Raw genomic sequence first — 12,227 nt, 5'->3', positions numbered from 1 at the left:
CCTGTACTCTTGTCCCCGTCGCACGGCGCGGAGAGATCCGCGACCGGGCGGTGCACGGTCCCCCGTAGCTCAATTGGCAGAGCAGCCGGCTGTTAACCGGCAGGTTTTTGGTTCGAGTCCAAACGGGGGAGCTTCGCTCCACAGCACGCCCGTCGGCCCCGCCGGCGGGCGTTTCTCGTTTCCCGGTGCGGCAGCTCCAGCGACCCTCCAGCCGGCCCCCAGCCGCCGGCGGGAGGTTTTCGCCCCGCAGGGTCGGGTTGCCCGGCAGGATGGTCGATGTCGACTTGGACTCCCGCTGCGTCGATTGGTGCGTCGATCATGAGGGGTGGAGATGACCGGAGGGCGAGGCCGCTGGACGGCCACCCTGATCGCGGTGGCGGTCGTGCTCGGCTGGCTGGTCGTCGGGGGCGTCGCCGGGCCGTACTCCGGGAAGCTGGGCGACGTCGCCACCAACGACAACGCCGCGTTCCTGCCCACCGACGCCGAGGCCACCCGGGCCCAGGGCCTCTCCGCCGGCTTCGTGGCGAAGGAGACGACGCCGGCGCTCGTCGTCTACGAGCGCCCCTCCGGGATCACCCCCGCCGACCAGCAGCGGGTGCAGGCCGACGCCGCCCGGTTCGCCCAACTGCCCGGCGTGCTGGGCCCGCTCCCGCCGCCGATCGTCAGCCAGGACCGGCAGGCCGTCCAGGTGATCGTGCCGATCGACGCCGCCGAGGGCGAGCAGATCCGGCAGGTCGTCGACGAGCTGCGCGACATCGCCGGCCCGGACCGGGACGGGCTCACCGTCAACGTGGCCGGACCCGCCGGCCTGCTCGGCGACCTGATCGAGGTCTTCACCGCCATCGACGGGCCGCTGCTGCTGGTCACCCTGGTCGTCGTCCTGGTCATCCTGCTGATCGTCTACCGCAGCCCGGTGCTCTGGATCCTTCCGCTGCTCGCCGCCGGGATGTCCTACTCGCTGGCGTCGGTCTTCGTCTACCACCTGGCCAAGCACGACGTGATCAAGCTCAACGGGCAGGCGCAGGGCATCCTCACCGTGCTGGTCTTCGGCGCCGGCACCGATTACGCCCTGCTGCTGATCGCCCGGTACCGGGAGGAGCTGCACCGGCACCACCGGCCGTGGGACGCGATGAGGACGGCCTGGCGGGGCGCCGCCCCGGCCGTCATCGCCTCCGGCACCACCGTCATCGTCAGCCTGCTCTGCCTGCTGCTGTCCAGCCTCAACTCCAACCGGGCGCTCGGTCCGGTCGCCGCCCTCGGCATCGCCGCCACGCTGCTGGTGATGCTCACCTTCCTGCCCGCGCTGCTGGTGCTCGGCGGACGCTGGGCGTTCTGGCCGCGTACGCCCCGCGAGGACCAGGCGGACCCGCAGGCCGACGGCATCTGGAGCCGGATCGCCGGCTTCGTCGCCCGCCGATCCCGCGCCGTGTGGCTGGTCACCGCCGTCGCCCTGGCCGCGCTCACCCTCGGCCTCAGCCAGCTCGGCGCCACCACCCTCGGCCAGTCCGACCTGTTCACCAGCCCCACCGACTCGGTGGCCGGCCAGGAGGTGATCGCCCGGCACTACCCGGCGGGCACCGGCAGCCCGGCCACCATCTTCACCACCCAGGCGACCGCGCAGCAGGTTGCCCAGGTGGCCCAGGGCGTGCCCGGGGTGGCCTCGGTCCGCCCGGTCACCGAGCGGGGTCAGGCCGGCCCGCCCGACCCGAACGCGCCACCCAAGGTGGTCGACGGCCGGGTGGAGCTGCAGGTGACGCTGGCCGACCCGCCGGACAGCGACGGCGCCGAAGAGACCGTCCGCGACCTGCGCGAGGCGGTGCACCGGGTGCCCGGCTCCGACTCCGTGGTCGGCGGCTTCACCGCCATCAACGTGGACACCGCCGCCGCCTCCACCCGGGACCGCAACGTCATCATCCCGGTGGTGCTCGTGGTCATCGCGGTCATCCTGGCCCTGCTGCTGCGCGCCCTGCTCGCCCCGGTGCTGCTCATCGCCACCGTGGTGCTGTCGTTCCTGGCCACCCTGGGGCTCTGCGCGCTGATCTTCAAGTACGTGCTGGACTTCCCCGGCGTCGACCAGTCCTTCCCGCTCTTCGCGTTCGTCTTCCTGGTCGCGCTCGGCATCGACTACAACATCTTCCTGATGAGCCGGGTCCGCGAGGAGTCGGTCAAGCGCGGCACCCGCGCCGGGGTGCTGGGCGGCCTCGCGGTCACCGGTGGCGTGATCACCTCCGCCGGCATCGTGCTCGCCGCGACCTTCTCCGCGCTCGCCGTGCTGCCGCTGGTGGTGCTGGTCGAGCTGGGCGTGGCGGTCGCCGTCGGGGTGCTGCTCGACACCATCGTCGTACGGTCGCTGCTGGTGCCCGCCCTGGCGTACGACATCGGGCCGAAGGTCTGGTGGCCGAGCCGGCTGTCCCGGACGAACCGCAACGGCGACCGGGCCGGCGCGGAGGTCGAACATGCTCGCTGAGACCGACGTGGTCATCGTCGGCGGCGGCCTGGCCGGCCTCGCCGCCGCCCGCCGGTTGCACCGCGCCGGCGTGCCCTGGCTGCTGCTGGAGGCCGGCGACCGGCTCGGCGGCCGGGTCGCCACCGACCAGGTCGACAGCTACCTGCTCGACCGCGGCTTCCAGGTGCTCAATACCGCCTACCCCCGGCTGGGCACCCTGCTCGACCTGGCCGCGCTCGACCTGGGCTGGTTCACCTCCGGCGTGCTGGTCCGCCGCGGCGACCGCCTCGACCGGCTGGTCAACCCGCTGCGCGAACCCACCGGGGCGGCGGGGACCGCCACCGCCGGGGCCGGGTCCCTGGTGGACCGGCTGCGCCTCGCCGCGCTCGCCATCGGCTGCGCCACCCTGCCGGTGAGCCGGCTGCTCGCCGCCGCGGAGACGACCAGCGAGGCGGCCCTGCGCCGGGCCGGCCTCTCCGACGCGATCATCGAGGAGCTGCTCCGACCGTTCCTGTCGGGCGTCCTCATCGACCGGGAGCTGGAGACCTCCAGTCACGTGCTGGCCATGGTGCTGCGCTCCTTCGCCCGCGGTCGGATCGGCCTTCCCGCGCACGGCATGGGGGCGCTGCCCCGCGCCGTCGCCGACCCGCTGCCCGCCGACCTGATCGAGCTGGACACCCCGGTCGCCGAGGTCGCGCCCGGCCGGGTCCGCACCCAGGCCGGCGACATCGCCTGCCGCGCCGTCGTGGTCGCGGTGGACCCGCCGGCGGCGGCCACGCTGCTGCCGCGGCTCGTGCGGGTACGGATGCACAGCTACACCACCTACTACCACGCCGCCGAGTCGGCGCCGCTGGACGAGCCGATCCTGCTGGTCGACGGCGACCGGCGGGAACTGGTCGCCAACACGGTGGTGCCCAGCAACGCCGCGCCCACGTACGCCCCGGCCGGGCGGCACCTGGTGGCCACCTCCGTGGTCGGCCCGCAGGCCCCGCCCGAGCCGGTGATCCGGCGGGAGCTGGACCGGCTCTACGGGCGGTCCACCGCCGACTGGACCCACCTGACCACCGTGTCGATCCCGGACGCGCTGCCCGCCGCGCCGCCGCCGCAGGGCCGGCTGCGCAAGCCCGTGGCGCTCGGCGACGGGCTCTTCGTCGCCGGCGACCACCGGGACAGCCCCTCCGTCCAGGGGGCGCTCGCCAGCGGGTGGCGCACCGCCGGTGCCGTCCTCGCCGCGCTCCGCCCCGGGCAGGGGGCCCCGTCCGAGCTGGACGGGTGACCCGAGACCCCCTCGTGATCACCTATGATCGCCGCCATGCCCACACCCCTCCCGGCGATCACCTTCGACCCGGCCGCCGCCTTTCCCGAGGTCAACGACATGCGCGCGGCCCTCGCCGGGCGCGACTGGCCCCGAGTCCGGCAGCTGCTCGACGTCCGCGACTGGGCGGGCAGGGCGTTCCTGATGGGGTTCGCCGAGGACGACGCCGCGACCGGGACCTGGCTCCGCCAGGTCCTCGCCCAGCAGCCCGGCGATACCGTCGCCGCCACCATGCTCGCCGCGCACCTCGTCCAGGTCGGCTGGAAGATCCGGACCGACAAGCTGGCGAAGTACGTCAGCCGGGAGCAGTTCTCCCAGCTCCACGACCACCTGCGGCAAGCCGAGCAGATCCTCATCGACGTCTGCGCCCGGGAACCGGGCAACGTCATCGCCTGGGAGGAACGGCTGACCACCGCGATGGGCCTGGGACTGGGCCAGGCGGAGGCCCGCCGCCGCTACGACCGGCTCGCCCGGTACGCCCCGCACCAGATGTCGGCCCAGTCCCGGTTGTTCCAGCAGCTCTGCCCCAAGTGGGGCGGCAGCTGGGAGAAGGCGTTCGACTTCGCCCGGGAGTGCATGCTCTCCGCCCCGGAGGGCGCGCAAAACGCCGTCCTGCTCGCCGAGGCGCACCTCGAACGGTTCGTCACCTTCGACAGCGACGGCGAGCAGGGCGCGTACCTGCAGGACCCGCGGGTGATGCAGGACATCTGGGCGGCGGCGCAGCGCTCCGTGCTGCACCCGAACTTCCGGCACGAGCCCGGTTGGGTCTCCACCCGATCGGTCTTCGTCCTCTGGTTCGGGCTGACCGGGCAGTGGGCCGCGGCCGGGGCGCAGCTCGCCGCCCTGGGCCACCTGGGCAGCCAGCACCCGTGGTCGTACGTGGGCGGCACTGAGGTGCTTGACAACATCCGCGCCGAGGCGTACGCGAAGGGTGTGTTTCGTTGATCCGGCAGCTGGACGTGGACGGGGTGCCCACGCTGATGGCACCCACCGCCGGGCCGATGCGCGCCGGGCTGACCTTCCGGGTCGGCACCGCCGACGAGACCCTGGCCCGCAGCGGCATCACCCACCTGCTGGAACACCTGGCGCTCGCCCCGCTCGGGCTGACCGACTACCACTTCAACGGCGCCACCGCGCCGATCTTCACCTCCTTCTACATGCAGGGCTCCGAGTCCGACATCGCCGGTTTCCTCACCGCCGTCTGCCGCACCATCCACGACCTGCCGATGGCCCGGCTGGAGGTGGAGAAGGAGATCCTGCGCACCGAGTGGAGCAGCCGCGGCAACACGGCCGTCGACGCGCTGCCGCTGTGGCGGCACGGCGCCCGCGACCACGGCCTGAGCAGCTACCCGGAGTTCGGGCTGCACGCCCTGACCGAGCACGACCTGCGGTACTGGGCGGCCCGCTGGTTCACCCGGGAGAACGCGGTGCTCTGGATCGCCGGCGACCGGGTACCCGCCGGGCTGCGGCTGGCGCTGCCCGCCGGCGTACGGCAGCCGGTGCCGCCGGTGTCGTCGGCGCTGCCGCGCACCCCCGCGTACTTCGTCAACGGCTCGCGGGCCGTGGTGCTGGACTCGGTCGTGCGGCGCCGGACCGCCGCGGGCGTCTTCGCCGGGGTGCTGGAGCGCGAGATGTACCGCTCGCTGCGCCAGGAGGACGGGCTCTCCTACACCATCAACACCGGGTACGAGCCGCGCGGCGACGGCCACGCCACGCTGCGCGCCCTCGCCGACGCGCTGCCCGAGAAGCAGGACGCGGTGCTCGGCGGGTTCATCGACGTGCTGGCCAAGCTGCGGGCCGGCCGGATCGAACAGGCCGACCTGGACGCCACCGTGGCCAAGCGGGAGGACACCCTCGGCACCGCCGAGGTGGACGCCGCGCGGCTGCCCGGCCAGGCGGTGGACCTGCTCACCGGCCAACCCACCGTCACCGTCGACGAACTCCGCGCCGAACTCAAGACCGTCACCCTCCCCGACCTGCACCAGGTGGCCCAGGAGGTCACCGCCACCGCGCTGCTGATGGTGCCCGACGGCACCACCGCCGACTGGGCCGGCTTCGCCGAGGCGCCCACCCGCTCCACCCACACCCTGCCCGGCACCGCCTACCGGGAACGGGAGGGCGACGGCGAGCTGCGGGTCGGCGTGGACGGCGTCAGCTACGTCGGCCCCGGCGGCCCGCTCACCGTCCGGTACGCCGAGTGCGCCGCCCTGCTCGCCTGGCCGGACGGCGCCCGCCGGCTGATCGGCCACGACGCCATCTCGATGCACATCGAGCCGACCCTGTTCGACCTGCACCCCGCCGCCATCGGCGTGATCGACCAGCAGATCCCCGCCGACCGGCGGGTCCCCATGCCGGCCCGCCCGCCGGAGAAGATCCCCCAGCCGTACGCGGCCGCCAACCCCCCGCACCCGCAGCAGCGCCCGGCCCCGGTGCAGCGGGCCTGGTGGGAGATCCCGCTGATGGTGCTCAGCGGCCTCGCCACCCTCGGCGTCGGCGGGATCACCCTGCTGCTCACCTTCGGTCTCTTCGTCGCCGACGAGTCGGACGGTGACATCGGCTGGCTGTGGGGCATGGTCGGGGTGGGCTGGCTGCTCACTGTTATCCTCGCGTTGCCCATCGTGCTGTTGCGGCGGCGGAGACACTGAGAGACCGCCCGTTTCGGTGGTGGCCGGTGATCGACCGGGCGGGTTACGATCCGGCGCGGTAACGGGGCGGTAGCTCAGCGGGTTAGAGCAGGGGACTCATAATCCCTCGGTCGCGGGTTCGAGTCCCGCCCGCCCCACCACGCGAAAACCCTGGTAGCCGGGCAGGTGCCACAGTCCGGGTAACCCCCTACCCGGGCTGGGAGATCGACTCACGGTTGATGTAGGCGACCTGGGCGGCGAAGGCCAGCAGAGCCAATACGCTGCCGAGGCCGATCGCGAACCCGGACGACAGCCCCGCGAGCCCGGTCAGCAGCGTGACCGCGAGCCCCACCAGCAGCGCGTTCACCGCGCCCACCATCGCCGCCGTGGTCAGCAACAGCTGCGCCCGCCGGGGCGCGTTGCCGACCGCCGCCCAGGTGGCCCGCATGATGCCCTCGCCCTGCACCGCGTCGGCGAAGAAGTCGTGCTCGCCGGCCAGCCGACGGTGGTAGTACGCCCGGATGCGCTGGATCCGCGCGAGATCCAGCTCGTTCTCCACCATGTTCTGGACCAGCCGCAGGAATGTGAGCAGTCCGGTGATCACCAGCGTCGGCAGCACCGCCCCGAGGTACGGCCGGACGAGCGCCGCGTTGCTGGCGACGAAACCGAGCCCGATCAGCGCGGCGGAGAGCATGGTCAGGAAGACGGTCGCCCGGCCCACCGACTCGGTGACGGTCGCGCTGCGCGAGGTCTGCAGCACGAAATGCTCGGTGGTCAGGGCGGTGAGCAGCGCCTGCTCGCGTTCTCTGTCGTCCATGCACCTCAGCGTCCGTGGCCGACAGGGGTCATCGTCACGATACGAGTGGCGAGGACGCACGGATCGGGAAAACGGACGGCCATGAACGGGACACTGGGCGTCAAAGCGCGCATGTTTGCGGAGGCCCCGTGGGTGGCGGTGGCGCTGGTGGACCGGGCGAACGACACCTACCATGAGCCCGTGATCGAGCAGAGTCAGCGACACGTCCCCGTGCCGGTCACCGCCGCCGTGGTGATTTTGCTCGTGGCGACCGCGATCCCGGCGGGGAAGATGTTGACGAGTGGCCCATCCAGGGCCAGTGGGTTGATAGCGGGGCTTCTTGTCCTGGCGTTGGCTTTCGGCCTGTGGCGTGGTAGCGGGCGGGCCCGCTTTTGGACAACCGTCTTCTCGACCGCCAGCGTTGTGTATGGCGTCGTCGCGTTCGCCGGGGCTGATGCGTCAGGGCTGCTGCAGAGCCTTGGTGCGTCAGTCGTCGTCGGCCTGTTGCTGGTGCCCGCATCGTCCCGGCGGTGGTTTCACGACTTGCCGGTGGAGGAGTAGCGCCGGCGATGATGCGGCACTTCTGCGACGCGGTCGTCGCGTGCCGCGCTGCGCGAGCGTTGTCCACCCGGGTGCCCGTCGACCCGGACGGGTCGATCCGGCTGGCGGCCCGGGCCTGGGCGGTTCGCGGTACGGCGCCGGCCTGAGCACCGGCCGCTGCGCGGGATCCGCCGTACGAGAATCGTGAGTACGCGTGCTCATCCGGATATCGACCCCGACCGGAAGGATCAGGCCGTGAACTCGACGACGTGGACGCGTACCCTGCTCGGCGGCCTGACCCTCGCGGCGGCGACGGTCGGGGCGTGGTGGGCCTGGCTGGGCTGGGAGACCGGGTACACGGTGGACCCGGAGACCGGCGCGACCAGCGGCCCGTACGCCCCGTGGCAGGTGGCCGGCTGCGTCCTCACCCTGGCCCTGATCGCCGCCGTCGGTGGCTGGCTGCTCAGTCCGTGGGTGGTTGCCCCGGTGATGACGATCACCTTCACCATCGCCTGGGCGGCGCACGCCGCCGCGACCGACGACACCGGCCTCTGGGCGGTCGGAGCGCTCCTGGTCCTGGTCGGGGCGGCTCTCGGCACCACCGTGGTCAGCGGCGGCGCCTGGCTGATCCGTCGAGGCCGTACGGGAAGGTCAGCCGGCTGACCGCGCGTCGCCTCTTCGCCCGGTTGATCATGGCGGACTGGAGCGCCGCTCGCCGGCGTCGACTGGGCCGGTCTGCGGCTCGGCCCGCTGCACCGGCATGCACCGGGCCGGGGCTGGCGTGATTTGCGGGCCGCGCTGCCGCCCGCGTGGTCGGTCCGGGGAAGGGCAGCGGCGGCACATTCCTCCGACGCCGACAACCTCACCGACCACACCGACCCGGCCTACTACGGCGACGTTCAGGACGGGAAGCCGTCGACCAGGTCGGGTCGGCGGGTCGCGGCGAACCGCTCGCGGACCTGTCGACGGCTGGCCAGGACGAGCAGCGCGGCCGCGACCAGCGCCTTCGCGACGTTGACCGCCCGCACCCACCACGGCAACGGCTGGGTGAGGGTCAGACCGGTGGCGGCCAGCACGATCACCGAGATGAAGATGACCTGCCGATACGCCTTGCGCCGGCCGAGCCGCAGCCCGTGGATCACCGCCAGGTAGGCGACCGAGATCAGGGCGACCGGCAGGATGCGGGACCACGCCGAGGAGTGCAGCGTTTCCCGGGCGGCGGCGAGGTCCGTGCCGGCGGGCAGCGCCTGATGGGCGAGCTGGTAGTTCACCAGCTGTTCCTGGAAGACCAGCATCAGGCCGGCGAGCAGGGCGCTCAGGGCCAGGTTGGCGAGCATCAGCACGATCATGCGGCGTACGTGCGGCGGCGTGACCGTGCCGGCGGGCTCGGTGGCGGGGGCGTCCGGTGTCGTCATCGGCAGGGATCAGATCACACCGGTGTGGTTCCGCGCTGCCCCCTCCCCCCGGTCAGCCGCTGAACTCGGCGGTGACCGTGCGCATCGCCCGGATCAGGTCCCGCGCGGTGGGGACACTGTCCGGGTCGACCAGCGACTGGGTCGCCAGCCCAGCCAGCAGCGCCTGGTGGAAGGCGCCGAGCGCCAGGGCCCCCGCCTCGTCCGTCGCCGGGTCGAGGTGGTGGAAGATCTCGGCCAGCCCCAGCCGGGCCTGCCGGTTGGCGGTGGCGAACGCCTCGCGCAGCTCGGGGGTCCGGTCCATCTGGGCGATCAGCTCGAACTGGATGGCCCAGAGCGGCCGCAGCCGGGCGAAGGACTCGATGATCCGGGCCCAGGCCGCCTCGAACCGCTGCTCCGGGGTGGCGTCGGGGGCGGCGTCGACCGCGAGGGCCCGTTGCAGCTCCTCGCCCCACTCCGCCATCGCCTCGAACAGGGCCTCGTTGAGCAGCGCCTTCGTGGTGCGGAAGTGGTAGCCGATGGCGGCCAGGCTGGTGCCGGAGGCGGCGGCGATGTCCCGGGCGGTGGTGCCCGCGTACCCCTTCTCGATCAGGCAGCGCTTGGCGCCGGCGAGCAGGTCTTCCCGATTTCCCATGTCGGCAGCCTAGCCGATTCCTGGCACAAATGTCTTGCACAAACGTCTGAAACATCCGTACAGTGAGCGGCATGACGACCGTCCTGATCTCCGGCGCCAGCGTCGCCGGCCCCGCGCTCGCCTGGTGGCTGCGCCGCCACGGCTTCCGTCCGACCGTCGTGGAGCGCGCCCCGGCGCTGCGCGACGGCGGCTACAAGGTGGACATCCGGGGCGCCGCCCTGGAGGTGATCGACCGGATGGGCCTGCGCGGGCAGGTCGAGCGGCACGACACCGGGATGCGGTCGGCCCGCTTCGTGGACTCGGCCGGCGCGCAGCTCGCCACCATGGACGCCGCGCTCTTCGGCGGCCGGGAGGGCGACGACGCCGAGATCATGCGCGGCGACCTGGCCCGCATCCTCGCCGACGCCACCCGCGACGTGGAGTACGTCTTCGACGACTCGATCGCCACCCTGACCCCGTCGCCAGAGGGGGTCGAGGTGACCTTCGAGCGTGGCCCGAACCGGACGTTCGACCTGGTGATCGGCGCGGACGGGCTGCACTCGAACGTGCGGGGGCTGGCCTTCGGTCCCGAATCGGCCCACCTGCGGCCGCTGGGGCACCACATCGCGATCTTCACGGTGCCGGCGGAGTTCGGCGAGGAGCGCGTCGAGCTGATGCACCCGGCGCCGGGGCGCAGCGTCGGGGTCTACCGCACCGCCGGCTCACCGGACGCCAGGGCGATGTTCATCTTCCCCTCGCCCGAGGGCGCCGCCGGGAACCTGGACGTCGCCGGCCGGAAGGCGCTGCTGGCGGAGGCGTTCGCCGGCCTGGGATGGCAGGTGCCGCGCCTGCTCGACGCGATGTGGGCGGCCCCCGACTTCTACTTCGACTCGATGAGCCAGGTCCGGATGGACCGCTGGTCGACCGGGCGGATCGCCCTGGTCGGGGACGCGGCGTACGGGCCGTCGCCGGCGTCCGGGCAGGGCACGAGTCTCAGCCTGGTCGGGGCGTACGTGCTGGCCACCTCGCTCGCGGCGGCGCCCGACGACCCGGGGGCCGGCTTCGCCGACTACGAGCGGCGGATGCGCCCCTTCGTCGCGGCGAACCAGGGGCTCGCCGAGCGCAACCTCAAGGGCATGGTGCTGGGCTCGGCCGCCCAGATCCGGTTCCAGACGCTGATGCTGCGCCTGATGCCGCACCTGCCCGGCCGGGAGCGGATGATCCGCCGGGTGACCGAGCCGATCCGCCGGGCCGCCACCGCGATCACCCTCCCGGACACCCCGGCGCCGCGCCGGGCGTGAGGTCCGCCGGTCAGTGCGCCGGCGGTTCGGCGGCCAGCCGTTCGGCGTACGCGTCGCGCAGCTCGTCCCAGCCGAAGTCCATCGCCTCGGCCCCGCGGATCGGGCCGACCGGGTCGCCGTCGAGCAGATGGTCGGCGACGTCCAGGCAGAGGTGCCAGCCGGCGGCCATCATCGGCGCCAGTTCGGGCTTGTCGACGGTGTGCCGCAGGGTCAGCCGGGTGCCGGTGGCCGACGGGCTCAGCTCCCAGCGGAGCAGGCCGTCGCCCCAGGTGTACTCGAGCAGGGTCGGCGGCTCGGCGCGGAGCACGGTGGCCGGCTGGGGGAAGCTCTCGTCGCCGTCGACCGTGCTGAGCGTGGCCTCGCCCGGGGTGTCGAGGTTGCGGCTGGCCAGGAACGGCGCCCACTGGGCGAGCCGGTCCGGCTCGGTGAGGGCGGCCCACACCTTCTCGGGCGGGTGCCGGAGGTCCCGGACGAAGACCAGCTCCCAGCGGTCGTCGGCGGGCACCCGGGCCACCTCGGCGAGCGGGCCGGGTCGGAAGCGGTCGCGGTCCATGGTCACTCCTGACTGTCCAGATGGCGTTCGAGGGCGTCGAGGTGGTCCGCCCAGAGCCGGCGGTACGGCCCCAGCCAGTCGTCCACGGCCCGCAGCGGGCGTACGTCGAGCCGGTAGATGCGCTGCTGGGCCGCCGTGCGGACGGTCACGAAGCCGGCCTCGCGGAGCACCCTGAGGTGCTTGGAGACGGTCGGCTGACTCATCCCCAGCGCGTCGACCAGGTCGCCGACGCTGCTCTCGGCGCGGCGCAGCCGTTCCAGGATGCGGCGCCGGCTCGGCTCGGCCAGCACGGCGAAGGCGTCGACGGACACCAGCCCAATATGCCCTCTCGCTCATATGCCTGTCAAGTAATACACGTTGGTCCCGACGTCCCCGGGACCGCGCCGCGATGTCATGCCGCAGCACTGAGCCCGCCCGGACCGGCCGCCCGGGGCGCCGGCTTCGGTCCGGGCGCGGGGTCGGGCTCGGGCTCCGGGGTGGGTGCCGGCACCGGAGCGGTCGGGTACGCCGACGGCGCGCCGGCCGGGTCGGGGCCCACGCCGGTCGGGTCGATCTCCTCCTCGGAGGGGTACACGTCGCCGCGCAGGGTCGGATCGCGGTAGCTGCTCATCCGGGTAGGGTTCCCCG

General features: G+C 73.2%; 13 protein-coding genes and 2 tRNA genes. 9 read left to right on the top strand and 6 right to left on the bottom strand.

Annotated features, from left to right (window positions below; translation table 11 throughout):
• Positions 1–58: 58 nt before the first annotated feature.
• The 6 genes from ACFOYX_RS06660 to ACFOYX_RS06635 all read left to right on the top strand — a co-directional run bounded on the left by ACFOYX_RS06660 (position 59) and on the right by ACFOYX_RS06635 (position 6,546).
• Positions 59–131: transfer RNA gene (locus ACFOYX_RS06660), tRNA-Asn, on the top strand.
• Between the two features lie 200 nt (positions 132–331).
• Positions 332–2,467 carry an MMPL family transporter gene (locus tag ACFOYX_RS06655; RefSeq protein ID WP_322439905.1) on the top strand — a complete coding sequence of 712 codons (2,136 nt, stop codon included), beginning with the start codon at positions 332–334 and terminating at the stop codon, positions 2,465–2,467.
• Positions 2,457–3,722: an NAD(P)/FAD-dependent oxidoreductase gene (locus tag ACFOYX_RS06650; RefSeq protein ID WP_322439904.1), complete on the top strand. Its 1,266-nt coding sequence runs from the start codon at positions 2,457–2,459 to the stop codon at positions 3,720–3,722. The genes ACFOYX_RS06655 and ACFOYX_RS06650 overlap by 11 nt, the downstream gene beginning before the upstream one ends.
• Positions 3,723–3,758: 36 nt before the next feature.
• Positions 3,759–4,706, top strand: coding sequence for a hypothetical protein (locus ACFOYX_RS06645; protein ID WP_322439903.1), 948 nt, complete (start codon positions 3,759–3,761; stop codon positions 4,704–4,706).
• Complete coding sequence (locus ACFOYX_RS06640) at positions 4,703–6,406, top strand: insulinase family protein (RefSeq protein ID WP_322439902.1); 1,704 nt, start codon at positions 4,703–4,705, stop codon at positions 6,404–6,406. Before ACFOYX_RS06645 ends, ACFOYX_RS06640 begins: the two co-directional genes overlap by 4 nt.
• A 63-nt stretch (positions 6,407–6,469) precedes the next feature.
• Positions 6,470–6,546 (top strand) — tRNA-Ile (locus ACFOYX_RS06635).
• Between the two features lie 47 nt (positions 6,547–6,593).
• Here ACFOYX_RS06635 and ACFOYX_RS06630 read toward each other — a convergent pair.
• A complete protein-coding gene (locus tag ACFOYX_RS06630) occupies positions 6,594–7,202 on the bottom strand; it encodes a hypothetical protein (protein WP_109804713.1) in 609 nt (202 codons plus the stop codon).
• An 81-nt stretch (positions 7,203–7,283) separates the two neighbouring features.
• Between ACFOYX_RS06630 and ACFOYX_RS06625 the strand changes: the two genes are divergently transcribed.
• Positions 7,284–7,742: a hypothetical protein gene (locus tag ACFOYX_RS06625; RefSeq protein ID WP_322439901.1), complete on the top strand. Its 459-nt coding sequence runs from the start codon at positions 7,284–7,286 to the stop codon at positions 7,740–7,742.
• Between the two features lie 234 nt (positions 7,743–7,976).
• A complete protein-coding gene (locus tag ACFOYX_RS06620; RefSeq protein ID WP_322439900.1) occupies positions 7,977–8,384 on the top strand; it encodes a hypothetical protein in 408 nt (135 codons plus the stop codon).
• A 236-nt stretch (positions 8,385–8,620) separates the two neighbouring features.
• On the opposite strand, the gene ACFOYX_RS06615 is transcribed toward ACFOYX_RS06620, so the two are convergent.
• Entirely contained in the window at positions 8,621–9,136 is a 516-nt protein-coding gene (locus ACFOYX_RS06615) for a hypothetical protein (RefSeq protein WP_322439899.1), read from the bottom strand.
• 52 nt (positions 9,137–9,188) lie between these two features.
• Complete coding sequence (locus ACFOYX_RS06610) at positions 9,189–9,767, bottom strand: TetR family transcriptional regulator (protein WP_322439898.1); 579 nt, start codon at positions 9,765–9,767, stop codon at positions 9,189–9,191.
• Positions 9,768–9,838: 71 nt separating this feature from the next.
• Here ACFOYX_RS06610 and ACFOYX_RS06605 point away from each other — a divergent pair, with 71 nt between their 5' ends.
• Positions 9,839–11,047 (top strand): FAD-dependent monooxygenase, encoded by a 1,209-nt coding sequence (locus ACFOYX_RS06605; RefSeq protein ID WP_322439897.1) that lies wholly within the window; start codon positions 9,839–9,841, stop codon positions 11,045–11,047.
• 10 nt (positions 11,048–11,057) lie between these two features.
• On the opposite strand, the gene ACFOYX_RS06600 is transcribed toward ACFOYX_RS06605, so the two are convergent.
• From ACFOYX_RS06600 to ACFOYX_RS06590, 3 genes are all read right to left on the bottom strand, one after another.
• Entirely contained in the window at positions 11,058–11,600 is a 543-nt protein-coding gene (locus tag ACFOYX_RS06600) for an SRPBCC family protein (protein WP_322439896.1), read from the bottom strand.
• Positions 11,601–11,602: 2 nt separating this feature from the next.
• Entirely contained in the window at positions 11,603–11,911 is a 309-nt protein-coding gene (locus ACFOYX_RS06595; RefSeq protein WP_322439895.1) for a metalloregulator ArsR/SmtB family transcription factor, read from the bottom strand.
• Positions 11,912–11,991: 80 nt separating this feature from the next.
• Positions 11,992–12,210 carry a hypothetical protein gene (locus ACFOYX_RS06590; protein ID WP_322439894.1) on the bottom strand — a complete coding sequence of 73 codons (219 nt, stop codon included), beginning with the start codon at positions 12,208–12,210 and terminating at the stop codon, positions 11,992–11,994.
• Positions 12,211–12,227: the final 17 nt, after the last annotated feature.

The organism is Micromonospora sp. GCM10011541, from assembly GCF_042650725.1.
GTDB lineage: Bacteria > Actinomycetota > Actinomycetes > Mycobacteriales > Micromonosporaceae > Micromonospora > Micromonospora sicca.
The sequence above is the reverse complement of the archived record's forward strand: the minus strand, read 5'-3'. Positions and strand labels throughout refer to the sequence as shown.